Origin of the sequence: Caballeronia sp. LjRoot31 (assembly GCF_964253885.1) — a bacterium.
GTDB lineage: Bacteria > Pseudomonadota > Gammaproteobacteria > Burkholderiales > Burkholderiaceae > Caballeronia.
Window position 1 is genome coordinate 3,757,074 of the sequence record NZ_CAXURX020000001.1, and the last position, 26,379, is coordinate 3,783,452.

18 protein-coding genes, 4 tRNA genes and 2 rRNA genes are annotated in these 26,379 nt (G+C 57.1%); all 24 read right to left on the reverse strand.

From position 1 onward, the window contains the following. Window positions 1–2: 2 nt before the first annotated feature. The gene (rplW, locus tag ACSQ8V_RS16800) at window positions 3–317 is read right to left on the reverse strand and encodes a 50S ribosomal protein L23 (RefSeq protein ID WP_031361581.1); all 315 of its coding nucleotides are present in this window, start codon (window positions 315–317) and stop codon (window positions 3–5) included. Further along, complete coding sequence (gene rplD, locus ACSQ8V_RS16805) at window positions 314–934, reverse strand: 50S ribosomal protein L4 (RefSeq protein ID WP_031361582.1); 621 nt, start codon at window positions 932–934, stop codon at window positions 314–316. Before rplD ends, rplW begins: the two co-directional genes overlap by 4 nt. Then, a complete protein-coding gene (gene rplC, locus ACSQ8V_RS16810) occupies window positions 934–1,593 on the reverse strand; it encodes a 50S ribosomal protein L3 (RefSeq protein ID WP_062091252.1) in 660 nt (219 codons plus the stop codon). Before rplC ends, rplD begins: the two co-directional genes overlap by 1 nt. A 199-nt stretch (window positions 1,594–1,792) precedes the next feature. Continuing rightward, entirely contained in the window at window positions 1,793–2,104 is a 312-nt protein-coding gene (rpsJ, locus tag ACSQ8V_RS16815; protein ID WP_031361584.1) for a 30S ribosomal protein S10, read from the reverse strand. A gap of 136 nt (window positions 2,105–2,240) precedes the next feature. Further along, window positions 2,241–3,431 carry an elongation factor Tu gene (gene tuf / locus ACSQ8V_RS16820; protein WP_031361585.1) on the reverse strand — a complete coding sequence of 397 codons (1,191 nt, stop codon included), beginning with the start codon at window positions 3,429–3,431 and terminating at the stop codon, window positions 2,241–2,243. 52 nt (window positions 3,432–3,483) lie between these two features. Then, complete coding sequence (gene fusA / locus ACSQ8V_RS16825) at window positions 3,484–5,586, reverse strand: elongation factor G (protein ID WP_213767103.1); 2,103 nt, start codon at window positions 5,584–5,586, stop codon at window positions 3,484–3,486. A 135-nt stretch (window positions 5,587–5,721) separates the two neighbouring features. Beyond that, window positions 5,722–6,192, reverse strand: coding sequence for a 30S ribosomal protein S7 (gene rpsG, locus ACSQ8V_RS16830; protein ID WP_031361587.1), 471 nt, complete (start codon window positions 6,190–6,192; stop codon window positions 5,722–5,724). Window positions 6,193–6,407: 215 nt separating this feature from the next. Beyond that, entirely contained in the window at window positions 6,408–6,785 is a 378-nt protein-coding gene (gene rpsL / locus ACSQ8V_RS16835; protein ID WP_158934176.1) for a 30S ribosomal protein S12, read from the reverse strand. 203 nt (window positions 6,786–6,988) lie between these two features. After that, entirely contained in the window at window positions 6,989–8,836 is a 1,848-nt protein-coding gene (gene recQ / locus ACSQ8V_RS16840) for a DNA helicase RecQ (RefSeq protein ID WP_213767102.1), read from the reverse strand. Window positions 8,837–9,028: 192 nt separating this feature from the next. Further along, entirely contained in the window at window positions 9,029–13,276 is a 4,248-nt protein-coding gene (gene rpoC / locus ACSQ8V_RS16845) for a DNA-directed RNA polymerase subunit beta' (RefSeq protein ID WP_213767101.1), read from the reverse strand. 21 nt (window positions 13,277–13,297) lie between these two features. Next, a complete protein-coding gene (rpoB, locus tag ACSQ8V_RS16850) occupies window positions 13,298–17,404 on the reverse strand; it encodes a DNA-directed RNA polymerase subunit beta (RefSeq protein WP_165092722.1) in 4,107 nt (1,368 codons plus the stop codon). A gap of 367 nt (window positions 17,405–17,771) precedes the next feature. Then, a complete protein-coding gene (rplL, locus tag ACSQ8V_RS16855) occupies window positions 17,772–18,140 on the reverse strand; it encodes a 50S ribosomal protein L7/L12 (protein ID WP_062092985.1) in 369 nt (122 codons plus the stop codon). Between the two features lie 75 nt (window positions 18,141–18,215). Then, entirely contained in the window at window positions 18,216–18,746 is a 531-nt protein-coding gene (rplJ, locus tag ACSQ8V_RS16860; RefSeq protein WP_213767100.1) for a 50S ribosomal protein L10, read from the reverse strand. A 298-nt stretch (window positions 18,747–19,044) separates the two neighbouring features. Then, window positions 19,045–19,740: a 50S ribosomal protein L1 gene (rplA, locus tag ACSQ8V_RS16865; RefSeq protein ID WP_031361594.1), complete on the reverse strand. Its 696-nt coding sequence runs from the start codon at window positions 19,738–19,740 to the stop codon at window positions 19,045–19,047. After that, entirely contained in the window at window positions 19,741–20,172 is a 432-nt protein-coding gene (gene rplK / locus ACSQ8V_RS16870; protein WP_213767099.1) for a 50S ribosomal protein L11, read from the reverse strand. 156 nt (window positions 20,173–20,328) lie between these two features. Then, window positions 20,329–20,886 (reverse strand): transcription termination/antitermination protein NusG, encoded by a 558-nt coding sequence (nusG, locus tag ACSQ8V_RS16875; RefSeq protein WP_031361596.1) that lies wholly within the window; start codon window positions 20,884–20,886, stop codon window positions 20,329–20,331. Window position 20,887: 1 nt separating this feature from the next. Further along, entirely contained in the window at window positions 20,888–21,268 is a 381-nt protein-coding gene (secE, locus tag ACSQ8V_RS16880) for a preprotein translocase subunit SecE (RefSeq protein ID WP_047845327.1), read from the reverse strand. A 34-nt stretch (window positions 21,269–21,302) separates the two neighbouring features. Continuing rightward, window positions 21,303–21,378, reverse strand: a tRNA-Trp gene (locus tag ACSQ8V_RS16885). 75 nt (window positions 21,379–21,453) lie between these two features. Continuing rightward, on the reverse strand, window positions 21,454–22,644 hold the full coding sequence (tuf, locus tag ACSQ8V_RS16890; RefSeq protein ID WP_031361585.1) for an elongation factor Tu: 1,191 nt from the start codon (window positions 22,642–22,644) through the stop codon (window positions 21,454–21,456). Between the two features lie 65 nt (window positions 22,645–22,709). After that, window positions 22,710–22,784 (reverse strand) — tRNA-Thr (locus tag ACSQ8V_RS16895). Window positions 22,785–22,796: 12 nt separating this feature from the next. Beyond that, a tRNA-Gly gene (locus ACSQ8V_RS16900) sits at window positions 22,797–22,870 on the reverse strand. A gap of 37 nt (window positions 22,871–22,907) precedes the next feature. Beyond that, window positions 22,908–22,993 (reverse strand) — tRNA-Tyr (locus tag ACSQ8V_RS16905). Between the two features lie 165 nt (window positions 22,994–23,158). Continuing rightward, window positions 23,159–23,271, reverse strand: a 5S ribosomal RNA gene (rrf, locus tag ACSQ8V_RS16910). A gap of 176 nt (window positions 23,272–23,447) precedes the next feature. Next, window positions 23,448–26,328 (reverse strand): 23S ribosomal RNA (locus ACSQ8V_RS16915). Window positions 26,329–26,379: the final 51 nt, after the last annotated feature.

The window sequence follows — 26,379 nt, forward strand, 5'->3', positions numbered from 1 at the left end:
GATTACTTGGCCTCCGCTTCAAAGTTGATTTCCTGGCCGGGCTTCAGGCAGACATACGCCTTCTTCACGTCCTTGCGCTTTCCCATGAAGCGGCCAAAGCGCTTGGCTTTACCCTTCGTGACCAGCACGTTGACGGAATTGACTTCTACCTTGAACAGCAGCTCGACAGCAGCCTTGACTTCCTGCTTCGTGGCATCGGGCGCGACTTCGAACACAACTTGTTCGTTCTTGTCGGCCACCAGCGTCGCCTTTTCGGAGATCACCGGCGCGAGCAGGACCTGCATCAAACGATGATCGTTCTTGCGAATCTCGCTCATGACAGCAACTCCTCGATCTGGGCGACCGCAGCCTTCGTAATCACGATCTTCTTGAAGTAGATCAACGAGAGCGGGTCGGCGTAACGCGGCTCGACAACGGCCACGTGGGCCAGATTGCGCGACGCGAGGTACAGGTTTTCGTCGACCGTGTCAGTAATGACCAGGACGGACTCGAGACCCATTGCCTTGAATTTTTCGGCCAGCAGCTTGGTCTTCGGCGCTTCGAGGGTCATCTCATCGACAACCACGATGCGACCTTCACGGGCCAGCTGCGAATAGATCGAGCAGAGACCTGCGCGATGCATCTTCTTGTTGACCTTGTGCGAAAAGTTTTCTTCCGGCGAATTCGGGAAGATACGGCCACCGCCGCGCCACAACGGGCTCGACGACATACCGGCACGAGCGCGGCCCGTGCCCTTTTGACGCCACGGCTTCTTGGTCGTGTGCTTGACTTGCTCACGATCCTTCTGCGCGCGATTACCGCTACGTGCGTTGGCTTGATAGGCCGTGACGACCTGATGGATCAGGGCTTCGTTGTAATCGCGACCGAACACGACGTCCGATGCGTTCACACCCGTGCCTTCCTGACCATTGGCGCTCAGGAGCTTAAGTTCCATTATTTCGCTCCTTTCACAGCGCGTGCCTTGACAGCCGGCGTCACGAAGACCTTGCCGCCCTTAGCGCCAGGAACAGCGCCACGGACCAGCAACAGATGACGGTCAGTGTCGATACGAGCGATCACGAGGTTTTGCACCGTAACCGTTTCGTCGCCCATGTGACCCGTCATGCGCTTACCCGGGAAAACACGACCCGGATCTTGCGCCATACCGATCGAACCAGGGACGTTGTGCGAACGCGAGTTACCGTGCGATGCGCGACCCGAAGCGAAGTTGTGACGCTTGATGGTACCGGCGTAGCCCTTACCGATCGACACGCCTTGCACGTCGACTTTCTGGCCTACTTCGAAGATGTCCGTACCGATAACAGTACCGTTCGACAACTCGGCAGCCTTAGCGGAATCGATCTGGAATTCTTTGAGAACTTCACCGGCTTGTACGCCGGCTTTGGCAAGGTGACCTGCCAGCGGCTTCGTCACGCGCGATGCGCGGCGAGTGCCGAATGCAACTTGAACGGCGATGTAACCATCCGTTTCTACAGACTTGATCTGCGTCACTCGGTTGTCCGACACGTCCAATACGGTGACGGGAATCGAATCCCCTTCAGGCGTAAAGATACGGGTCATGCCAACCTTGCGACCTACGAGTCCAAGGCTCATCGTTTTCTCCATTCCCAACTGCGATTGGTCGGGGCTGATTTACAAAATGCCGGTCGCTCAGGTGAACAACTTCACGAGAATCGCACCGACTTTTTTGCGCAAATGCGCGAAAAGCCTTGGAGTATAACAAGGCTTTTCGTTTTCCGCAAGCAATCAAAGACTTAGCGCCACTCCTCGCGAGAGCGGCGCCGGGTGAAACTTATTGCAACTTGATTTCCACATCGACGCCAGCCGGCAAGTCGAGCTTCATCAACGCGTCAACGGTCTTGTCCGTCGGATCGACGATGTCCATCAGGCGCTGGTGAGTGCGGATTTCGAGCTGATCGCGCGACGTCTTGTTGACGTGCGGCGAACGCAGAATGTCAAAACGTTGGATACGGGTCGGCAGCGGCACCGGACCACGTACGATTGCGCCAGTCCGCTTAGCCGTATCGACAATTTCAGCTGCCGATTGATCGATCAGACGATAGTCGAAAGCCTTCAGGCGAATGCGGATTTTCTGGTTTGCCATGACAATTCCTTGAAAGAACGAGACGGTGTTGCACCGTCGATTTGGTAAAAGAGCATGGAGCCGGGCACGCGTAAGGCACATGCGCCCGGCTCCGGGCACGACTAAAAACTACAGCGTTTGAAGCAAGCTCAGGATTTTACGCGAGAACCTTGGCAACGACACCAGCGCCGACGGTACGACCGCCTTCACGGATAGCGAAGCGCAGACCTTCTTCCATCGCGATCGGAGCGATCAGCTTCACCGTGATCGACACGTTGTCGCCCGGCATGACCATTTCCTTGTCCTTCGGCAACTCGATCGAACCCGTTACGTCCGTGGTACGGAAGTAGAACTGCGGACGATAGTTGTTGAAGAACGGCGTGTGACGACCGCCTTCGTCCTTGCTCAACACATACACTTCAGCCGTGAAGTGCGTGTGCGGCGTGATCGAACCCGGCTTGGCCAACACCTGGCCACGTTCCACGTCTTCACGCTTCGTGCCGCGCAACAGAATACCCACGTTGTCGCCCGCTTGACCTTGGTCCAGGAGCTTGCGGAACATTTCCACGCCCGTGCACGTCGTCTTCACCGTCGGCTTGATGCCGATGATTTCGATTTCTTCGCCAACCTTAACCACACCGCGCTCGATACGGCCCGTCACCACCGTGCCGCGACCCGAGATCGAGAACACGTCTTCCACCGGCATCAGGAACGAACCGTCGATGGCGCGCTCCGGCGTCGGGATGTACGTGTCCAGTGCGTCGGCCAGGTTCATGATCGCCACTTCGCCCAGCTCGCCCGTGTCGCCTTCCAGCGCCAGTTTGGCCGAACCCTTGATGATCGGCGTCTCGTCGCCCGGGAAGTCATACTTCACCAGAAGCTCACGCACTTCCATTTCAACGAGTTCCAGCAACTCGGCGTCGTCCACCATGTCGCACTTGTTCAGGAACACGATGATGTACGGCACGCCAACCTGGCGAGCCAACAGAATGTGCTCACGCGTTTGCGGCATCGGACCGTCTGCAGCCGAACACACCAGGATCGCGCCGTCCATCTGCGCTGCACCCGTAATCATGTTCTTCACATAGTCGGCGTGTCCCGGGCAGTCAACGTGCGCGTAGTGACGCGCTGCCGTTTCGTACTCGACGTGTGCCGTGTTGATCGTAATGCCACGCGCCTTTTCTTCCGGCGCTGCATCGATCTGGTCATACGCCTTCGCTTCGCCGCCAAACTTCTTCGACAACACCGTCGCGATTGCTGCCGTCAGCGTGGTCTTGCCATGGTCGACGTGACCAATCGTGCCTACGTTGACGTGCGGCTTGGTCCGTTCGAATTTACCTTTTGCCATGATTACCTTCTTTCAAATTTGTTGATCGGTTAAAGACTTCTGGCTTACCGAATTACTTGGATTTCGCGTTGATGATCGCTTCTGCCACGTTTCGCGGAGCTTCAGAATAGTGCTTGAATTCCATCGTGTACGTAGCGCGACCTTGCGTCGCCGACCGCAGCGACGTTGAATACCCGAACATTTCCGACAGCGGGACTTCAGCGCGCACGATCTTGCCGCCGCCAACCATGTCTTCCATACCCTGGACGATACCGCGACGGCTCGACAAGTCGCCCATCACGTTGCCCATGTAGTCTTCCGGCGTTTCGACTTCCACAGCCATCATCGGTTCGAGGATGACCGGGCTTGCCTTGCGCATTGCGTCCTTGAACGCCATCGAACCGGCCATGCGGAACGCATTTTCGTTCGAGTCAACGTCGTGGTACGAACCGAACGTCAGGTGAACCTTGACGTCCACCACCGGGAAGCCTGCCAGCACGCCAGCCTTCAGCGTTTCAATAATGCCCTTGTCCACAGCCGGGATGTATTCGCGCGGAATCACGCCGCCCTTGATCTCGTCCAGGAACTCGTAGCCTTTGCCCTGCTCATTCGGCTCAAGCGTAATGACAACGTGGCCATACTGACCGCGTCCGCCCGACTGCTTGACGAACTTGCCGTCAACGTCTTCAGCCTTGCCGCGGATCGTTTCGCGATACGCAACTTGCGGCTTGCCAACGGTTGCTTCAACGCCGAATTCGCGCCGCATGCGGTCAACCAAAATTTCCAGGTGCAGCTCGCCCATACCCGAAATGATGGTCTGGCCCGACTCTTCGTCGGTTTGAACGCGGAACGACGGATCTTCCTGAGCCAGACGATTGAGCGCAAGGCCCATCTTTTCCTGGTCAGGCTTCGTCTTAGGTTCCACAGCCTGCGAAATCACGGGCTCCGGGAAAATCATGCGTTCCAGAACGATGGGATGCAGCGGATCGCACAGCGTGTCGCCGGTGGTCACGTCTTTCAAACCAACCGCGGCAGCGATGTCACCTGCGTGCACTTCCTTGATTTCTTCGCGCTGGTTTGCGTGCATCAGCAGAATACGGCCAAGACGTTCCTTCTTGTCCTTGGTCGCGTTCAGCAGCGTGTCGCCCGACTTGGTCGTACCCGAATACACGCGGAAGAAGATCAACTGGCCGACAAACGGGTCGGTCATGATCTTGAACGCGAGCGCCGAGAACTTCTCGTCGTCAGCTGCACGACGCTCTTCACGCGCGCCGTCTTCCAGTTCGCCCAGAACCGGCGGAATGTCGATAGGCGAGGGCAAGAAGTCGAGCACGGCGTCCAGCATCCGTTGCACGCCCTTGTTCTTGAACGCGGTGCCGCACAACATTGGCTGGATTTCACAAGCGATCGTACGGTCGCGAAGACCCTTCACGATTTCCTCTTCGGACAGCGCGCCCGTTTCGAGGTACTTGTTCATCATTTCTTCGTTGGCTTCGGCAGCAGCTTCGACCATCTTTTCACGCCACTCGTTGCACGTATCCAGCAATGCAGCCGGGATTTCTTCGTACTCGAACTTGATGCCCTGGGACGCTTCATCCCAAATGATCGCCTTCATCTTGATCAGGTCGACCACGCCCGTGAACGTGTCTTCTGCGCCGATTGGCACCACGACGGGTACCGGGTTCGCCTTCAGACGCAGCTTGAGCTGATCATAGACCTTGAAGAAGTTCGCGCCGGTACGGTCCATCTTGTTGATGAACGCGAGACGGGGAACCTTGTACTTGTTGGCCTGACGCCATACGGTTTCCGACTGGGGCTGAACGCCGCCCACAGCGCAATAAACCATGCACGCACCGTCGAGCACACGCATGGAACGTTCAACTTCAATGGTGAAGTCGACGTGTCCCGGGGTGTCGATGATGTTGATGCGGTGCTCGGGGCGGTCGCCAGCCATGCCTTTCCAGAAGGCCGTCGTTGCTGCCGACGTAATGGTGATGCCGCGCTCCTGCTCCTGCTCCATCCAGTCCATCGTTGCTGCGCCGTCGTGAACTTCACCGATTTTGTGGTTCACGCCCGTGTAAAACAGGATGCGCTCGGTCGTCGTCGTTTTGCCGGCGTCGATGTGAGCGCTAATACCGATATTTCGGTAGCGCTCGATAGGTGTCTTGCGAGCCACTTTGAATCCTTAATTGGGTCGACGCGACCGGCACATGCCGGTCGCGCCTTAACACAAACGGGCGAGGCGCTTTGTAAGCGCACCCGCCCGGAGGTTTTTCCGTTCGTCCCAGGTCGGGAGGCCTAAAAAGCAGCCTTAGAAGCGGAAGTGCGAGAACGCCTTATTGGCTTCTGCCATCCGGTGAACTTCGTCGCGCTTCTTCATCGCGCCGCCGCGGCCTTCCGCGGCTTCCGAAAGCTCACCTGCGAGACGCAGGGCCATCGACTTCTCGCTGCGCTTCTTCGCAGCTTCGCGCAACCAACGCATCGCCAATGCCATACGACGCGACGGACGCACTTCCACTGGAACTTGATAGTTCGCACCACCAACGCGACGGCTCTTCACTTCCACCACCGGCTTCACGTTGTTGAGCGCACCCGTGAACACCTCCAGCGGGTCCTTGCCACCCTTGGTCTGGATCTGTTCAAAAGCACCATAAACGATACGCTCGGCAACCGACTTCTTGCCCGACAGCATGATCACGTTCATGAACTTGGCTACATCTACGTTGCCGAATTTCGGATCCGGCAAAATGTCCCGTTTGGGGACTTCGCGACGACGCGGCATGTTTCTTCCTTTGATTTTCAGTTGGAGCCGCGCTTTTTTTCGCACGAGCCCCGCGGTCACCAACAAACCCGATCCATCTAAACGCGCTTTTGAGTGCGCACTGTCCTGACTAACCAGCTTGGCCGGGTGACCACTTACTCGACAGCACCGGCACTTCCGGCACCACCGCTTGAACGCCCGTTAAGGGCAACCTGTACGACTTACCAGCCAAATATTTACTTGGCCTTGGCGCGCTTCGCACCGTACTTCGAGCGAGCTTGCTTACGATCCTTGACGCCCTGGGTATCCAGCGAGCCGCGAACCATGTGATAACGCACACCCGGCAAGTCTTTCACCCGTCCGCCGCGAATCAGGACGACCGAGTGTTCCTGCAGGTTGTGGCCTTCACCACCGATGTACGAAATAACTTCGAAACCGTTCGTCAGACGAACCTTTGCAACTTTACGAAGTGCCGAGTTCGGCTTCTTCGGCGTCGTCGTGTACACGCGAGTGCACACTCCACGACGCTGGGGGCAGTCCTGCAAGGCCGGCGACTTGCTCTTCACTACTTCTGAAGCGCGGCCTTTGCGAACCAATTGATTGATGGTTGGCATTGTCTATTCCTAAATTGATCAAAATCGACGCCCCCGTTTCGGGCAAAGCAAAACGGATTGCGCATCGAGCATTCCGATTCTTGTTCGTGCGTGCGAGGAAAACCCTCTTAGCAGATCCAAGAACGAGAACCTAGCATCATAATCTGAAATTCCTAATGCGGTCAACAGCTTGGGTACCGATCCAGGCAGATGAACAGCAAAAACTAGTTAGCGCCGACCACCTCGAGCAATTCGCTGCCGAAACGCTCGAGTTTGCGCGCGCCAATGCCTGGAATCTGGCCGAGATCCTCAATAGAATCCGGCTCATTACGCGCGATCTCCGCGAGCGTCGCGTCGTGGAAAATGACGTACGCTGGCACGCCGTCGCTTTTCGCCATACTTGCGCGCCACGCGCGCAGCCTTTCCCAGCGTGCTTTGATACGCGGCGACATGCCTGCCGTCGGATCGGCGCGTTCGCCGGTTCGGCTGGATGACTGCCGGCTCCGCGTCGGCTTGACGTACTTTCGAAGCGTCACGTTCTGCTCGCCTTTGAGCACCGCCTTGCTTGCCTCGGTGAGAATCAGTGCGCCGAAACCGTCGTGGTCGACGGCCAGATAGCCGAACGCAACCAATTGACGAAACACCGCGCGCCATTCCTGCTCTGACAGCGCCGCGCCGAGTCCGAACGTGGATAGTTTTTCATGACCACGTTGAAGCAACTTCTCAGACCGGCTGCCGCGCAAGATATCGATCAGATGGCCAGCGCCGAAATGGAAACCACTGGCCTTATACGCCCGGTACACGCACGAAAGCGCCATCTGCGCCTCACGCGTGGCGTCCCACGATTCAGGCGGCTCGAGGCAGGTATCGCAATTGCCGCAGGGCTGACTCGCCTCTCCAAAGTAGCCAAGTAAGCGCACCCGCCTGCATGAAGCCGCTTCGCAAAGCCCAAGCAGCGCGTCGAGCTTGCCACCCTGCACGCGCTTGTGGGTATCGTCCGCGTCCGATTCGTCGATCATCTTGCGCTGCTGCACCACGTCGCCGAGGCCGTACGCCATCCACGCGTTCGCCGGCATGCCGTCACGGCCCGCGCGCCCGGTTTCCTGGTAATAGCCTTCCACGCTCTTGGGTAAATCCAGATGCGCGACAAAGCGCACGTCCGGCTTGTCGATACCCATGCCGAAAGCAATCGTCGCGCACATCACGATGCCCTCTTCGCGTTTGAACATTTCCTGGTGCCGCTGACGCGTTTCGTACTCCATGCCGGCGTGATACGGCAGCGCGCGCACGCCTTGACTCTTGAGCCAGTCGGCGGTTTCCTCCACCTTGCGGCGCGACAGGCAATAAATCACGCCAGCGTCGGTGGTTTTGTCAGGGTTCGTATGCTCGGCGCGAATGAAATCGAGCAATTGAGCCCGCGCGTTATCCTTTTCGACGATCCGATATCGGATGTTCGGCCGGTCAAAGCTGGAGACGAAAATACGCGCGTTATCGAGCGCGAGGCGATGCACGATTTCATCGCGCGTAATGGCGTCGGCGGTTGCGGTAAGCGCGATCCGGGGAACCGACGGAAACCGCTCATGCAGCACCGACAACTGGATGTATTCAGGGCGGAAATCGTGCCCCCATTGCGACACGCAATGCGCTTCGTCGATGGCAAACAGGCCAATGCGTACGCTCTCGATCAACTCGAGGAAACGGGGTGTCATCAGGCGTTCCGGCGCGACATACAGCAGGTCGATTTCCCCGTTACGCAACGCGCGCTCGGTTGCAGCCGCTTCGGCGCCCGTGAGCGTCGAATTCAGGCATGCAGCACGCACGCCGACTTCGCTCAATGCAGCGACCTGATCCTGCATCAAGGCAATCAGCGGCGAGACGACAATGCCCGCACCGAAACCCGCTTCACGCCTCAATAAGGCAGGAATCTGATAACACAACGACTTCCCGCCGCCGGTTGGCATCAGCACAAGCGAGTCTCCGCCGGCAGCCACATGATCAACGATTTCGCCCTGCTGCCCCCGGAAAACGGGGTAGCCAAATACTTCCTTGAGAATTTCGAGCGAACGGGACATGGGGAAGACGGAGTGCGCCAGAGCGTGAGTGCCCCGATTTTACCAACGACACGGCCCCAAGGCGGCGGCATGACTCAACGTTAGCCAATTGATAGAGCAAAAAAAAGCCGCCCGGTATAAACCGGGCGGCTTCTTGTACAGGCAGATCAGTTGCTAAAGCCCGAACCTGTAAAAAGGCCCGAACTTCAGAACTTACTCCGCCGGATGCTGCTGTTCTGCAGGTGCGACAGGTGCGGCTTCGGGCGTGCCGAAATCGAACGATTCTTCCGCTGCAATCTGGTCGAAACGTTGACGATCCGACAACTCGCGGCTCTTGCGTGCCTTGTGGAACGCGAGACCTGTACCAGCCGGAATCAACCGGCCGACGATCACGTTTTCCTTCAGACCGCGCAAATCGTCGCGCTTGCCCATGATGGCCGCTTCGGTCAACACGCGCGTCGTTTCCTGGAACGAAGCTGCCGAGATGAACGAATCGGTCGAGAGCGATGCCTTCGTAATACCCAGCAGCACGTTCTCATAGGTCGCGGGGATCTTGTCTTCCGCGGCCATCCGGTCGTTCTCGTCCAGCATGTCCGAACGCTCAACCTGTTCGCCCATGATGAAACGCGTATCGCCGTTGTCGACGATCTGCACGCGGCGCAACATCTGACGCACGATCACTTCAATGTGCTTGTCGTTGATCTTCACGCCCTGCAGACGGTACACGTCCTGCACTTCGTCCACGATGTAGCGAGCCAGCGCTTCGATACCTTGCAAACGCAAGATGTCGTGCGGGTCAGCCGGGCCATCGACAATCATTTCGCCCTTGTTGACGACCTGACCATCATGCACCAGCACCTGCTTTTCCTTCGTGATCAGGAACTCATGCTGTTCCCCTTCCACGTCGGTAATAACGAGACGCTGCTTGCCCTTCGTGTCCTTACCAAACGACGTCGTACCCGTGACTTCCGCCAAGATACCGGCGTCCTTCGGCGAGCGCGCTTCGAACAGTTCGGCCACACGCGGCAGACCACCGGTAATGTCACGCGTTTTCTGCGCTTCAACCGGGATACGTGCCAGCACTTCACCCACCTGCACTTGCTGACCGTCCTTCACGGTGATCAGTGCGCCGACCTGGAAGCCGATCTGCACCGAATGCTCGGTGTTCGGGATCTTGACTTCTTCGCCTTGCGGATCGAGCAGCTTCACTTGCGGACGAACGCTCTTCGCCGCTTGCGAACCACGACGCTTCACGTCGATCACGACGAGCGTTGAAAGCCCCGTCACATCGTCGATCTGCTTCGCAACCGTCACGCCTTCTTCGACGTTTTCGAACTTCACCGTACCGCCCCACTCGGTGATGATCGGACGCGTCAACGGATCCCATTGAGCCAGTTGCGCACCGGCCTTGATCTGCGCGCCGTCCAGTTGCAGCAACGTGGCGCCGTACGGGATTTTGTGACGTTCGCGCTCACGACCGAGGTCGTCGGCAATGATCGCCTCGCCCGAACGCGAGATGACGATCTGCTCGCCCTTCGCATTCGTGACGTAACGCATCGTTGCCGTGAAACGCACCGTGCCGTTCGACTTCGCTTCCACCGACGAAGCGATTGCCGCACGCGACGCCGCGCCACCGATGTGGAACGTACGCATGGTCAGCTGCGTGCCAGGTTCGCCAATCGACTGCGCAGCGATAACACCCACCGCTTCGCCGACGTTCACGCGCGAGCCACGACCCAGGTCGCGGCCATAGCACGAAGCGCACAGGCCATAACGCGTTTCGCAGGTCAACGGCGTGCGCACGCGCACTTCGTCGATACCCAGGCGTTCGATTTCATCGACCATGTCTTCGTCGAGCAACGTGCCCGATTCGTACAGCGTTTCCTGCGATTCCGGATTGACGACGTCCGCCACCGTCACGCGGCCGAGAATCCGGTCACGCAAGGCTTCGACAACTTCACCGCCTTCAACCAACGCCTTCATTGCCACGCCGTTCGTCGTGCCGCAATCGTCTTCGACCACGACCAGGTCCTGCGTCACGTCAACGAGACGACGCGTCAGGTAACCCGAGTTCGCCGTCTTCAACGCCGTATCGGCCAGGCCTTTACGTGCACCGTGCGTCGAGATGAAGTACTGCAACACGTTCAGGCCTTCACGGAAGTTCGCCGTGATAGGCGTCTCGATGATCGAGCCATCCGGCTTCGCCATCAGGCCACGCATACCGGCCAGCTGACGAATCTGAACAGCGGATCCACGAGCGCCCGAGTCGGCCATCATGTAGATCGAGTTGAACGATTCCTGCTTCGTCTGATTACCGTCGCGGTCGACCACGGGTTCCGTAGCCAACTGCTCCATCATCGCCTTGCCGACCGCTTCCGACGTTGCCGACCAAATGTCGACCACGTTGTTGTAGCGCTCTTGCGAGGTCACAAGACCCGACATGTACTGACGGTCGTATTCCTTCACCTTCTTGGCTGCATCGCCGACGATCTGTTCTTTCTGCGGCGGCACGAGCATGTCGTCGACGCAAATCGAAATACCGGCGCGCGTAGCCAGACGGAAACCCATCTGCATCAGCTGGTCGGCGAAGATCACCGTTTCGCGCAGACCGCACTTGCGGAATGCCGTGTTGATCAGGCGCGAAATTTCCTTCTTCTTCAGCGGACGGTTCAGCACCGAGAACGGCAGTCCCGGCGGCAGAATTTCCGACAGAATAGAACGGCCAACCGTGGTTGCGTACAGCGTGATCTTCGGCACAAACTTCGGCGCGCCTTCGCTTTGATCCGGGTTGTGAATGTTTTCCGTAATCCGGACATTCACCCGCGACGCCAGCTCGACTTCCTTGTTTTCGTACGCGCGAATCGCTTCCGACACGCCCGTGAACGTCATGCCTTCGCCCTTGCCGTTCACCGCTTCACGCGATGCGTAGTAAAGACCCAGCACAATATCCTGCGACGGCACGATCGACGGATCGCCGTTGGCCGGGAACAGGACGTTGTTCGACGCCAGCATCAGCGTGCGCGCTTCCATCTGCGCTTCCAGCGACAGCGGCACGTGAACGGCCATCTGGTCACCGTCGAAGTCGGCGTTGAACGCCGCGCAAACGAGCGGATGCAACTGGATAGCCTTACCTTCGATCAGCACCGGCTCGAAAGCCTGAATGCCAAGACGGTGAAGCGTAGGCGCGCGGTTCAGCATCACCGGATGTTCGCGGATCACTTCTTCCAGAATGTCCCACACCACGGCTGTCTGGTTCTCGACTTCCTTCTTCGCGGCCTTGATGGTGGTAGCAACACCCATCACTTCCAGCTTGTTGAAGATGAAAGGCTTGAACAGTTCGAGCGCCATCAGCTTCGGCAGACCGCACTGATGCAGCTTGAGCGTCGGGCCCACCACGATCACCGAACGGCCCGAATAGTCAACGCGCTTACCGAGCAAGTTCTGACGGAAACGACCGCCCTTACCCTTGATCATGTCAGCGAGCGACTTCAGCGGACGCTTGTTCGCGCCAGTCATTGCCTTACCGCGACGACCGTTGTCGAGCAGCGAATCGACGGCTTCCTGCAGCATCCGCTTTTCGTTACGGACGATGATTTCAGGCGCCTTCAACTCGAGCAGACGCTTCAACCGGTTGTTACGGTTGATCACGCGGCGATACAAGTCGTTCAGGTCGGACGTAGCGAAACGGCCACCATCCAGCGGCACGAGCGGACGCAGTTCCGGCGGCAGCACCGGCAGCACTTCCAGCACCATCCAGTCGGGCTTGATGCCCGAACGCTGGAATGCCTCGAGCACTTTCAGGCGCTTCGCGTACTTCTTGATCTTCGCTTCCGAACCCGTGTTCTTGAGTTCGGTGCGCAGCACTTCGACCTGTTCGTCGATGTTGATCGCGCGCAGCAGTTCACGCACGCCTTCCGCGCCCATCTCGGCACGGAATTCGTCGCCGTATTCTTCGACCTTATTGTAGTAATCCTCTTCCGTCATGATCTGCCGCGCTTTCAGCGGCGTCATGCCTGGTTCGATCACCACGTACGCTTCGAAATACAGCACGCGTTCGATGTCGCGCAACGTCATGTCGAGCACCATGCCCAGACGCGACGGCAGCGACTTCAAAAACCAGATGTGCGCAACCGGCGAGGCCAGTTCAATGTGGCCCATCCGTTCGCGACGCACCTTGGCGAGCGTCACTTCAACGCCGCACTTTTCGCAGATCACGCCGCGGTGCTTCAGGCGCTTGTACTTACCGCACAGGCACTCGTAGTCCTTGATCGGGCCAAAGATCTTGGCGCAGAACAGGCCATCGCGTTCCGGCTTGAACGTCCGGTAGTTGATGGTTTCAGGCTTCTTCACTTCGCCGAAGGACCACGACCGGATCTTGTCCGGCGAGGCCAGACCGATCTTGATCGCGTCAAAAACTTCAGGTTGTTGGACTTGCTTGAATAGATCGAGCAGAGCTTTCATTGCGTCTCTCCAGTAGTCCGATTAGTTCCGGTCCAGGTCGATGTCGATACCGAGCGACCGGATTTCCTTCACCAACACATTGAACGACTCAGGCATGCCGGCGTCGATCACGTGGTCACCCTTGACCAGGTTTTCATACACCTTGGTACGACCCGCCACGTCATCCGACTTAACAGTCAGCATTTCTTGCAGCACATACGAAGCGCCATATGCTTCGAGCGCCCACACTTCCATCTCACCGAAACGCTGGCCACCGAACTGCGCCTTACCACCCAGCGGCTGCTGCGTGACGAGCGAGTACGGTCCGGTCGAACGGGCGTGCATCTTGTCGTCGACCAAGTGATGCAGTTTCAGGTAATGCATGTAGCCCACCGTGACCGTCCGTTCGAACGGTTCACCCGTGCGGCCATCGCTCAACTGCACCTGATTCTTCGACTTCGTCATGCCCAGCTGCTTCGCGATGTCGTCCGGGAACGCCAGATCCAGCGCACGTTCCATTTCGCCTTCCGTCGCGCCGTCGAACACCGGCGTTGCAAAAGGAACACCTTCGCGCAGGTTCTTCGCCAGTTCGACGATTTCGTCGTCGGTGAAGTTTTCCAGCTCTTCCTTACGGCCCGACTCGTTGTAGATCTTCGTCAGGAAAGCACGCAGCTCTTCAATCTTGGTCTGACGCTGCAGCATTTCGCCGATACGCCATCCCAGACCCTTCGCGGCCCAACCCAGATGCACTTCGAGAATCTGACCCACGTTCATCCGCGACGGCACGCCGAGCGGGTTCAACACGACGTCAGCAGGACGGCCATCGGCCATGTACGGCATGTCTTCGATCGGCACGATCTTCGACACAACACCCTTGTTACCGTGACGGCCGGCCATCTTGTCGCCCGGTTGCAGACGACGCTTAACAGCCAGGTACACCTTGACCATCTTCAGCACGCCCGGCGGCAGTTCGTCGCCTTGCGTCAACTTCTTGCGCTTTTCTTCGAACGCCAGATCGAACTGATGACGCTTTTGTTCGATCGAATCCTTGATGGCTTCGAGCTGAGCCGCTGCTTCTTCGTCCGCGAGGCGGATGTCGAACCAGTGGTAGTGATCCAGATCTTCCAGGTACGGCAGGTCGATCTTCGTACCCTTCGCCAGCTTCTTCGGACCGCCGTTCGCGACCTTGCCATTGAGCATACGGGCGAGACGCGAGAACGCGTCGCCTTCCACAATGCGCAACTGGTCGTTCAAGTCCAGGCGATAACGCTTCAGTTCGTCATCAATAATCTGCTGTGCACGCTTGTCACGCGTAATGCCTTCGCGCGTGAACACCTGCACGTCGATCACCGTACCGCTCATGCCCGAGGGCACGCGCAGCGACGTATCCTTCACGTCCGACGCCTTCTCACCGAAAATTGCGCGCAGCAGCTTTTCTTCCGGCGTCAGCTGGGTTTCGCCCTTCGGCGTGACCTTGCCGACCAGCACGTCGCCCGCTTCCACTTCCGCGCCGATATACACGATGCCCGACTCATCGAGACGGCCGAGTTGCACTTCAGCCAGGTTCGAGATGTCGCGCGTGATTTCTTCCGGTCCGAGCTTCGTGTCGCGCGCAACCACATTCAGTTCTTCGATGTGGATCGACGTGTAACGGTCTTCAGCAACCACCTTCTCCGAGATCAAGATTGAATCTTCGAAGTTGTAGCCGTTCCACGGCATGAACGCGACGAGCATGTTCTGGCCAAGCGCGAGCTCGCCCAGATCGGTCGATGCTCCGTCAGCCACCACGTCGCCACGGCCAACCTTGTCGCCAACCTTGACGATCGGACGCTGGTTGATGTTCGTGTTCTGGTTCGAACGCGTGTACTTGATCAGGTTGTAGATGTCGACACCGACTTCGCCGGCAACGGCTTCATCGTCGTTCACGCGAATCACGATACGGCCCGCGTCCACGTAATCCACGATACCGCCGCGTTCCGCCTGAACCGTCGTACCCGAGTCAACCGCCACCGTACGTTCAATACCCGTACCGACCACGGCCTTTTCAGGACGCAGGCAAGGCACAGCCTGACGCTGCATGTTCGAGCCCATCAATGCGCGGTTCGCGTCATCGTGTTCAAGGAACGGAATCAGCGAAGCAGCCACGGACACGATCTGAGACGGCGCCACGTCCATGTACTGAATACGATCCGGCGTGACCATCAGCGTTTCGCCCGCTTCACGCGACGAAACCAGTTCGTCGGTCAGCGTGCCGCCTTCGCCCAGCGACGCGTTCGCCTGAGCGATCACGTAGCGGCCTTCTTCAATCGCCGACAGATAGTCGATCTGATCCGTCACCTTGCTATCAACCACTTTCCGATACGGCGTCTCAAGGAAACCGTATTCGTTCAAGTGCGCGTACAGCGCCAGCGAGTTGATCAGCCCGATGTTCGGACCTTCCGGCGTTTCAATCGGGCACACACGGCCGTAGTGAGTCGGGTGCACGTCGCGGACTTCAAAGCCTGCACGTTCACGCGTCAAACCGCCCGGTCCAAGAGCCGATACACGGCGCTTGTGGGTGATTTCCGACAACGGATTCGTCTGGTCCATAAACTGCGACAACTGCGACGAACCGAAGAACTCACGAATAGCGGATGAAATCGGCTTCGAGTTGATCAGGTCGTGCGGCATCAGGTTTTCGCTTTCAGCCTGACCCAGACGTTCCTTCACAGCCCGTTCCACGCGCACGAGGCCCGCGCGGAACTGGTTCTCAGCCAACTCACCTACGCAACGCACACGGCGATTGCCCAGGTGATCGATGTCATCGACTTCGCCCTTGCCGTTACGCAGCTCGACCAAAATCTTGATGGTCGCGAGGATGTCGTCGTCTTCCAACGTCATCTTGCCGACGATCTCGTCGCGGCCCACGCGGCGATTGAACTTCATACGACCTACCTTCGACAGGTCGTATGCGTCTTCGCTGTAGAACAGGCGGTTGAACAGCGCTTCAACGGCTTCTTCCGTCGGCGGTTCGCCCGGACGCATCATGCGATAAATCGCGATACGTGCAGCCATGCGGTCAGCGGTTTCATCGATACGCAGCGTCGACGAAATGTACGGGCCTTGATCCAGATCGTTCGTGTAGAGCGTCTGGATGTCCTTGACCTTCGACTCGCGCAGCTTCTCGAGCACCATTTCGGTGATCTCGTCGTTGGCGTTCGCGATCACTTCGCCCGTTTCGCCGTCGACCACATTCTTTGCCAGCACGCGGCCGAGCAAATAGTCTTCCGGTACCGAAATGAACTTCGTCTTCGCAGCTTCGAGGTCACGAATGTGCTTCGCGTTGATCCGCTTGTCCTTCTGAACGATGACGGCGCCTTCGCGATCCTGGATGTCAAAGCGCGCGACTTCACCGCGCAGACGCTCCGGCACGAATTCCATTTGCGCGCCTTCGCCCATCAAGGCGAAGTTGTCGAAGACGAAGAAGTTCGCGAGGATCTGTTCCGGCGTCAGGCCAATGGCCTTCAGCAAGATAGTCACAGGCATTTTCCGGCGACGGTCGACGCGGAAATACAGCACGTCCTTCGGATCGAATTCGAAGTCGAGCCACGAACCACGGTAAGGGATGATACGAGCCGAGAAAAGCAGCTTGCCCGAGCTGTGCGTCTTGCCCTTGTCGTGCTCGAAGAACACGCCAGGCGAACGGTGCAGCTGGGACACGATCACACGTTCCGTACCGTTGATGACGAACGAACCGGTCGGCGTCATGAGCGGCATTTCGCCCATGTAGACTTCCTGCTCCTTCACTTCCTTGACGACCGGCTTGCTCGGCGATTCCTTGTCGAGCAACACCAGACGCACCTTGGCGCGCAAGGCGGAACAGTACGTCAGGCCACGCTGCTGGCATTCCTTGATGTTGAACGCCGGCGGCGAGAGCATGTAGCTCACAAATTCGAGACGCGCAAAGCCGTTGTGCGAAACGATCGGGAAGACCGATGAAAAAGCTGCTTGCAGTCCTTCTGCCTTGCGCTGAGTCCCGATGGTCTCGGCTTGCAGAAATGTGCTGAATGATTCAAGCTGGGTTGCCAGCAAGAAGGGAACCTGGTGAACGATGGGGCGTTTCGCGAAACTCTTGCGAATACGCTTCTTCTCGGTGAAGGAATATTGCATACGATCTCCGAATCACGGCGGGCGTTGCCGAGGCGGGATACCTCGATGACACGACCCGGTGTTCACCGACTGAGACTCGTCATACGCCCAGGGAGGGGCGAACGAGCCTAGAAGCTTGGTGGTTGGCCGCTACCAACCGCTGGCTGACGGCAGCGGATGCCTATGTTTCCCGCTACCCGACCAAACTTGCCTTCTGCAGTCGCTTCAGAAGACAAAGAAAAGAATCGGCAAAATTGTCCAGCCGATGTTTTTCTTTGGCTTCTATGTGGTTCTTGTTGCCGAAACCGGCGACTCAAAACATTGTTCCCACAAAGCAGAAAAAGGCCGGCGGTCATAGACCGCCAGCCTTAGCAGAGCGCCGCGAAACTTACTTGATTTCAGCCTTCGCGCCTGCTTCTTCCAACTTCTTCTTCGCTTCTTCAGCAGCAGCCTTCGGTACCGATTCCTTAACAGGCTTCGGTGCACCGTCAACCAGGTCCTTCGCTTCCTTCAGGCCGAGACCCGTCAGTTCGCGAACAGCCTTAATCACCGACACCTTGTTTGCGCCGATTTCGACCAGGTTCACCGTGAACTCGGTCTGCTCTTCAACAACAGCAGCGGCACCAGCGGGGCCAGCAACTGCAACTGCTGCAGCCGACACGCCAAACTTCTCTTCGAACGCCTTGACCAGCTCGTTCAATTCCAGAACCGACATCGAGCTTACTGCTTCGAGGATGTCATCTTTTGCGATTGCCATTTGAAATACTCCTAAATTGAATTCGGATACAGCCAGCGATCTTGTAAGCCTAACCAGGCAACCAAGCGCAGTACGTTACGCAGCAACTTCCGGCTCAGCTTCAGCCGGAGCTTCAGCGCCGCCACCCTTTTGCGCGGCGAGCGCGGCCAGAGCGCGCGCGAAGCCGGCAACAGGAGCTTGCATGACGTACAACAACTTGGAGAGCAGTTCTTCGCGGCTCGGGATGTTGGCGAGTGCTTGCACAGCCGCCTTGTCCATCACGTTGCCTTCGTAGGAACCGGCCTTGATGATCAACTTGTCATTGGTTTTGCCGAAGTCGTTAACAACCTTGGCAGCAGCAATTGCATCTTCCGAGATGCCGTAGATCAAAGGACCAGTCATCTGCTCGGCCAGCGCAGCGAACGGCGTACCTTCCACGGCGCGACGCGCCAACGTGTTTTTCAACACGCGGAGATACACTTGTTGCTCGCGAGCCTTTGCGCGCAGCTTGGTCAGATCGCCAACCGCAATTCCACGATACTCAGCGAGCACCATCGTCTGAGCCTTCGCAACTTGCGCGGCGACTTCAGCGACAACTGCCTGCTTGTCTTCTTTGTTCAGTGGCACGGTTAAACCTCCAGATTCGATGCGCCAACTTAGCGCACCGCGTTCAACAACGGCGTCCGACCTGTCAGGAGTATTTCGACCGGCTAGTGCGCATCTCACGACACGCGACAACCGACTTCAACCACACCAAAACTGTTACGGGTTCGCCATCTGCGTTGGCTTGCATTAAGGTCACGCCCAACTGCTGCGCTTCCGCCAACGGTCTTTGACAACCGGTTGCTCGCCAACTTCAGCTTGCAACCGCCCAAAGCCCTTAACGCAGGTTCACGCGAGATCGCGTCAACCTGCGCATGATTCTTTACTGCGAGAGCGTCGAGTGATCTACGCGCACGCCGACACCCATGGTGCTCGACAATGCGATCTTGCGCAGATACACGCCCTTGCTGGTCGCCGGCTTAGCCTTTTGAAGGGCTTCCACCAGTGCCGACAGATTCTTACGCAACGACGCCGGCTCAAACGAAGCACGGCCGATGGTTGCGTGGATGATCCCGCCCTTGTCGACGCGGAACTGCACCTGACCAGCCTTTGCGTTGCGAACAGCTTGAGCAACGTCAGCGGTTACCGTGCCAACCTTCGGATTCGGCATCAGGCCGCGCGGGCCGAGGATCTGACCAAGCGTACCGACAACGCGCATTGTGTCCGGCGAAGCGATCACAACGTCGAAGTTCAGGTTACCGGCCTTGACTTGTTCAGCCAGGTCTTCCATACCAACAATTTCTGCGCCGGCTGCACGAGCCTGCTCAGCCTTTTCGCCTTGCGCAAACACAGCAACGCGAACCGACTTGCCGGTACCTGCGGGCAACACGACCGAACCACGAACCACTTGGTCCGACTTCTTCGCGTCGATGCCGAGTTGCACAGCCACGTCGATCGATTCGTCGAACTTCGCGCTTGCGCATTCCTTGACCAGCGAAAGAGCGTCGTCAACGGGATACAACTTCATACGATCGACCTTGGAGGCGAACGCTTTAAGGCGCTTAGAAAGCTTAGCCATTTACAAGCCCTCCACGGTGATGCCCATCGAACGGGCGCTGCCCGCGATCGTACGAACTGCTGCGTCCAGATTCGCTGCCGTCAGGTCAGGCAACTTGGTCTTGGCGATTTCTTCAGCTTGAGCGCGCGTGATATTGCCGACCTTGTCAGCATTCGGCTTCGGCGAACCCTTCTGAATACCTGCTGCCTTCTTGATCAGAACGGTAGCCGGCGGCGTCTTCATGATGAACGTGAAGCTCTTGTCCGCGAATGCCGTAATAACCACCGGCACCGGCAGACCCGGCTCCATCGCTTGAGTCTGCGCGTTAAACGCCTTGCAGAACTCCATGATGTTCAGGCCGCGCTGGCCCAGTGCCGGACCAACCGGCGGTGACGGATTGGCTTTACCTGCAGGAATCTGCAGTTTGATAAAGCCGATGATTTTCTTTGCCATGTTGAAAACCTCTGCAGAACGCGGTAGCGTTCGGTGAGTGATAACGCGCGCTCGCCAAAAACGGCTACTGGCGCTCCTCAACAGCCATAACGCGGACTGTAAGCGCGAACCGCGCTACGAAGTTGACACTTCGAGCGCGGCAAAAAACGAATGCTTTTAAACCTTCTCGACTTGGCCGAATTCCAGTTCAACCGGGGTCGAGCGTCCAAAAATGGTGACCGATACACGAACGCGCGATTTCTCGTAGTTCACTTCCTCAACGTTGCCGTTGAAGTCGGTGAACGGACCGTCCTTGACCCGAACCATTTCGCCCACTTCGAAGAGCGTCTTCGGACGCGGTTTTTCCACGCCTTCTTGCATCTGCGACATGATCTTTTCCACTTCACGCGGAGAGATCGGGCTCGGACGATTACGCGCCCCGCCAACAAAACCCGTCACCTTGGCAGTATTTTTTACCAGGTGCCACGTTTCGTCCGTCATTTCCATTTCGACGAGCACATAGCCCGGAAAGAAACGACGTTCTGTTACAGACTTGTGGCCGCCCTTCACTTCCACGACTTCTTCGGTCGGGACGAGAATTTGACCAAACTGATCCTGCATGCCGGCACGGTCGATGCGCTCCTGAAGCGCACGTTGCACGCTCTTCTCCATACCGGAGTAGGCGTGCACGACATACCAACGTTTTCCGCTCGGTGATGCTGGTGCTTCGCTCATATCATCTCCAACCCAGAATTACCGAGAATATCACCCACTCGATCGACTTATCGCTAAGCCACAAGAAGATCGCCATGATCAGCACAAATGCGAAGACCACCAGCGTGGTTTGCGTGGCTTCCTTACGTGTCGGCCACACCACCTTGCGGACTTCTTTGTACGAATCTTTGGCAAAGGCGATAAAACCCTTTCCCGGTGCGGAGAGAAGACCGACCGCAACACCCGCGATCAAGCCGACAGCCAGCGCGGCGCCGCGAACGTACCACTCCTGGCCACTTAGCCAGAAGAAACCTACGAACCCGGCCAAGACCAACAATACGCCCGCGGTCAACATCAACTTGTCGCCGGAAGTATTTACAGTTTCGACGGAAGGATTCGCCATAACACCTTAAGCAGCGCCCGGAGACGCAAGATTGTGGCAGGGGCAGAGGGAATCGAACCCCCAACCTTCGGTTTTGGAGACCGACGCTCTGCCAGTTGAGCTATACCCCTAAACCATTTTGGGGTCGGCGATTTCGCCAACCCCGAAAACTACAGACTATCGAGCAATTTCTGGCTTTGCTCGATTTACGCGAGAACCTTGGCAACGACACCAGCGCCGACGGTACGACCGCCTTCACGGATAGCGAAGCGCAGACCTTCTTCCATCGCGATCGGAGCGATCAGCTTCACCGTGATCGACACGTTGTCGCCCGGCATGACCATTTCCTTGTCCTTCGGCAACTCGATCGAACCCGTTACGTCCGTGGTACGGAAGTAGAACTGCGGACGATAGTTGTTGAAGAACGGCGTGTGACGACCGCCTTCGTCCTTGCTCAACACATACACTTCAGCCGTGAAGTGCGTGTGCGGCGTGATCGAACCCGGCTTGGCCAACACCTGGCCACGTTCCACGTCTTCACGCTTCGTGCCGCGCAACAGAATACCCACGTTGTCGCCCGCTTGACCTTGGTCCAGGAGCTTGCGGAACATTTCCACGCCCGTGCACGTCGTCTTCACCGTCGGCTTGATGCCGATGATTTCGATTTCTTCGCCAACCTTAACCACACCGCGCTCGATACGACCCGTCACCACCGTGCCGCGACCCGAGATCGAGAACACGTCTTCCACCGGCATCAGGAACGAACCGTCGATGGCGCGCTCCGGCGTCGGGATGTACGTGTCCAGTGCGTCGGCCAGGTTCATGATCGCCACTTCGCCCAGCTCGCCCGTGTCGCCTTCCAGCGCCAGTTTGGCCGAACCCTTGATGATCGGCGTCTCGTCGCCCGGGAAGTCATACTTCACCAGAAGCTCACGCACTTCCATTTCAACCAGTTCCAGCAACTCGGCGTCGTCCACCATGTCGCACTTGTTCAGGAACACGATGATGTACGGCACGCCAACCTGGCGAGCCAACAGAATGTGCTCACGCGTTTGCGGCATCGGACCGTCTGCAGCCGAACACACCAGGATCGCGCCGTCCATCTGCGCTGCACCCGTAATCATGTTCTTCACATAGTCGGCGTGCCCTGGGCAGTCAACGTGCGCGTAGTGACGCGCTGCCGTTTCGTACTCGACGTGTGCCGTGTTGATCGTAATGCCACGTGCCTTTTCTTCCGGCGCTGCATCGATCTGGTCATACGCCTTCGCTTCGCCGCCAAACTTCTTCGACAACACCGTCGCGATTGCTGCCGTCAGCGTGGTCTTGCCATGGTCGACGTGACCAATCGTGCCTACGTTGACGTGCGGCTTGGTCCGTTCGAATTTACCTTTTGCCATTTTCGACTCCTAACAGGAATTTTTCCGTACCTTGCGCCGCGCGCAAACGTGTGGACTAGTGTTGCTGGTGCCCATGAGCAGGATCGAACTGCTGACCTCTCCCTTACCAAGGGAGTGCTCTACCACTGAGCCACATGGGCAGACCTTGATGCTGGAGCGGGTGAAGGGAATCGAACCCTCGTCATAAGCTTGGAAGGCTTCTGCTCTACCATTGAGCTACACCCGCTTGGGTCTAACGATTCCCGACGCTTGCTACATTGTTCTGGTGGAGGAGGCTGGATTCGAACCAGCGTAGGCGTAAGCCAACAGATTTACAGTCTGCCCCCTTTAGCCACTCGGGCACCCCTCCGCAGAGAACTGACGATTATGGGGGAACATCGCTGTTGTGTCAAGCCTTCAGCGAGTCCACCGGAATCGATGTCTCTCACTTATAGGCGTTCCGAAACGCAAAAACCCCACCTTTGTGGGGTGGGGTTTTTGTTTAGCTGCACAGGTTACGAGCAACAGATGAGGAGCCTGACGATTACCTACTTTCACACGGGAATCCGCACTATCATTGGCGTGGAGTCGTTTCACGGTCCTGTTCGGGATGGGAAGGGGTGGTACCGACTCGCTATGGTCATCAGGCATAAAGGGGTGTTGTATCGCGGGTTAGGCGCTACAACCAATCTGGGGAAGAAGTAGTCGAGTTCACTCTTGCAGAGCGCCTCGTTGTTACTGGATTGTGTTTGTTACTAGGCACAACACTGATCTCAACCTTGCGCGTTCGTCTGGCACTGGGCCATCGGAGACACACTTGTTATAGGATCAAGCCTTACGGGCAATTAGTATCAGTTAGCTTAATGCATTACTGCACTTCCACACCTGACCTATCAACGTCCTGGTCTAGAACGACCCTTCAAGGAGCTTAAAGCTCCAGGGATATCTCATCTCAAGGCGAGTTTCCCGCTTAGATGCTTTCAGCGGTTATCTCTTCCGAACATAGCTACCCGGCGATGCCACTGGCGTGACAACCGGTACACCAGAGGTTCGTCCACTCCGGTCCTCTCGTACTAGGAGCAGCCCCCTTCAAATATCCAACGCCCACGGCAGATAGGGACCAAACTGTCTCACGACGTTTTAAACCCAGCTCACGTACCTCTTTAAATGGCGAACAGCCATACCCTTGGGACCGGCTACAGCCCCAGGATGAGATGAGCCGACATCGAGGTGCCAAACACCGCCGTCGATATGAACTCTTGGGCGGTATCAGCCTGTTATCCCCAGAGTACCTTTTATCCGTTGAGCGATGGCCCTTCCATACAGAACCACCGGATCACTATGACCTGCTTTCGCACCTGCTCGACTTGTCGGTCTCGCAGTTAAGCACGCTTATGCCATTGCACTATCAGCACGATTTCCGACCGTACCTAGCGTACCTTCGTACTCCTCCGTTACACTTTGGGAGGAGACCGCCCCAGTCAAACTGCCTACCATGCACTGTCCCCGATCCGGATCACGGACCAAGGTTAGAACCTCAAACAAACCAGGGTGGTATTTCAAGGACGGCTCCACCGAAACTAGCGTTCCGGTTTCATAGCCTCCCACCTATCCTACACAGATCGGTTCAAAGTCCAATGCAAAGCTACAGTAAAGGTTCATGGGGTCTTTCCGTCTAGCCGCGGGGAGATTGCATCATCACAAACACTTCAACTTCGCTGAGTCTCGGGAGGAGACAGTGTGGCCATCGTTACGCCATTCGTGCAGGTCGGAACTTACCCGACAAGGAATTTCGCTACCTTAGGACCGTTATAGTTACGGCCGCCGTTTACCGGGACTTCAATCAAGAGCTTGCACCCCATCATTTAATCTTCCGGCACCGGGCAGGCGTCACACCCTATACGTCCACTTTCGTGTTTGCAGAGTGCTGTGTTTTTATTAAACAGTCGCAGCCACCAGTTTATTGCAACCCCTTCACCCTCCTGGCGCAGGCCAGTCAAGCTACAGGGGCGTACCTTATCCCGAAGTTACGGTACCAATTTGCCGAGTTCCTTCTCCCGAGTTCTCTCAAGCGCCTTAGAATACTCATCTCGCCCACCTGTGTCGGTTTGCGGTACGGTCTTGTTAAACTGAAGCTTAGAGGCTTTTCTTGGAACCACTTCCGATTGCTTCGCCACCTAAGCGGCTCGCCTCACACCCTTGAATTCCGCGCCCGGATTTGCCTAAGCGCCTTCTCCAATGCAAGGACCGGGACTTCCAACACCCGGACAACCTTCCGCGATCCGTCCCCCCATCGCATTTAACAATGGTGCAGGAATATTAACCTGCTTCCCATCAGCTACGCATTTCTGCCTCGCCTTAGGGGCCGACTCACCCTACGCCGATGAACGTTGCGTAGGAAACCTTGGGCTTACGGCGAGGGGGCTTTTCACCCCCTTTATCGCTACTCATGTCAGCATTCGCACTTCCGATACCTCCAGCACACTTTTCAATGCACCTTCACAGGCTTACGGAACGCTCTCCTACCATGCGGGATAAATCCCGCATCCGCAGCTTCGGTATATTGCTTAGCCCCGTTACATCTTCCGCGCAGGACGACTCGATCAGTGAGCTATTACGCTTTCTTTAAAAGATGGCTGCTTCTAAGCCAACTTCCTGACTGTTTTAGCCTTCCCACTTCGTTTCCCACTTAGCAATATTTGGGGACCTTAGCTGGCGGTCTGGGTTGTTTCCCTCTTGACACCGGACGTTAGCACCCGATGTCTGTCTCCCGTGATTGCACTCTTCGGTATTCGGAGTTTGCTATGGCGTAGTAATCCGCAATGGACCCCACAACCATGACAGTGCTCTACCCCCGAAGGTGATACACGAGGCACTACCTAAATAGTTTTCGGAGAGAACCAGCTATTTCCAAGTTTGTTTAGCCTTTCACCCCTATCCACAGCTCATCCCCTAATTTTTCAACATTAGTGGGTTCGGTCCTCCAGTACGTGTTACCGCACCTTCAACCTGGCCATGGATAGATCACTTGGTTTCGGGTCTACGCCCAGCAACTGAACGCCCTATTCGGACTCGCTTTCGCTACGGCTGCCTTAATCAGTTAACCTTGCTACTGAACGTAAGTCGCTGACCCATTATACAAAAGGTACGCCGTCACCCCTTTCAAGGCTCCGACTGTTTGTATGCATGCGGTTTCAGGATCTATTTCACTCCCCTCCCGGGGTTCTTTTCGCCTTTCCCTCACGGTACTGGTTCACTATCGGTCGATCACGAGTATTTAGCCTTGGAGGATGGTCCCCCCATCTTCAGACAGGATTTCACGTGTCCCGCCCTACTTGTCGTACACCTAGTTCCACACATCCGCTTTCGCCTACAGGACTATCACCTGCTATGGTCACACTTTCCAGAGTGTTCGGCTAACGGTCGTGCTAAAGAGTACAGGCTGATCCCATTTCGCTCGCCACTACTTTGGGAATCTCGGTTGATTTCTTTTCCTGCGGTTACTTAGATGTTTCAGTTCACCGCGTTCGCTTCACTAGACCTATGTATTCAGTCTAGGATGACCCAGAAGGGCCGGGTTTCCCCATTCGGATATCGGGGGATCAAAGCTCGTTTGCCAGCTCCCCCCCGCTTTTCGCAGGCTACCGCGTCCTTCATCGCCTGTGATCGCCAAGGCATCCACCACATGCACTTGTTCGCTTGACCCTATAACGAGTGTGTCTCTCCAAACACTACCCAGGTTGCCCCGGACCGTGT

Coding starts and splice junctions, on each gene's coding strand:
- rplL (WP_062092985.1), bottom strand. CDS start 18,140: ATGGCAATCGCAAAAGATGACATCCTCGAAGCAGTAAGCTCGATGTCG.
- rplD (WP_031361582.1), bottom strand. CDS start 934: ATGGAACTTAAGCTCCTGAGCGCCAATGGTCAGGAAGGCACGGGTGTG.
- tuf (WP_031361585.1), bottom strand. CDS start 3,431: ATGGCAAAAGGTAAATTCGAACGGACCAAGCCGCACGTCAACGTAGGC.
- rplA (WP_031361594.1), bottom strand. CDS start 19,740: ATGGCTAAGCTTTCTAAGCGCCTTAAAGCGTTCGCCTCCAAGGTCGAT.
- rpsJ (WP_031361584.1), bottom strand. CDS start 2,104: ATGGCAAACCAGAAAATCCGCATTCGCCTGAAGGCTTTCGACTATCGT.
- recQ (WP_213767102.1), bottom strand. CDS start 8,836: ATGTCCCGTTCGCTCGAAATTCTCAAGGAAGTATTTGGCTACCCCGTT.
- tuf (WP_031361585.1), bottom strand. CDS start 22,644: ATGGCAAAAGGTAAATTCGAACGGACCAAGCCGCACGTCAACGTAGGC.
- rpsG (WP_031361587.1), bottom strand. CDS start 6,192: ATGCCGCGTCGTCGCGAAGTCCCCAAACGGGACATTTTGCCGGATCCG.
- nusG (WP_031361596.1), bottom strand. CDS start 20,886: ATGAGCGAAGCACCAGCATCACCGAGCGGAAAACGTTGGTATGTCGTG.
- rpoC (WP_213767101.1), bottom strand. CDS start 13,276: ATGAAAGCTCTGCTCGATCTATTCAAGCAAGTCCAACAACCTGAAGTT.
- rpoB (WP_165092722.1), bottom strand. CDS start 17,404: ATGCAATATTCCTTCACCGAGAAGAAGCGTATTCGCAAGAGTTTCGCG.
- rplC (WP_062091252.1), bottom strand. CDS start 1,593: ATGAGCCTTGGACTCGTAGGTCGCAAGGTTGGCATGACCCGTATCTTT.
- rplW (WP_031361581.1), bottom strand. CDS start 317: ATGAGCGAGATTCGCAAGAACGATCATCGTTTGATGCAGGTCCTGCTC.
- rpsL (WP_158934176.1), bottom strand. CDS start 6,785: ATGCCAACCATCAATCAATTGGTTCGCAAAGGCCGCGCTTCAGAAGTA.
- rplK (WP_213767099.1), bottom strand. CDS start 20,172: ATGGCAAAGAAAATCATCGGCTTTATCAAACTGCAGATTCCTGCAGGT.
- secE (WP_047845327.1), bottom strand. CDS start 21,268: ATGGCGAATCCTTCCGTCGAAACTGTAAATACTTCCGGCGACAAGTTG.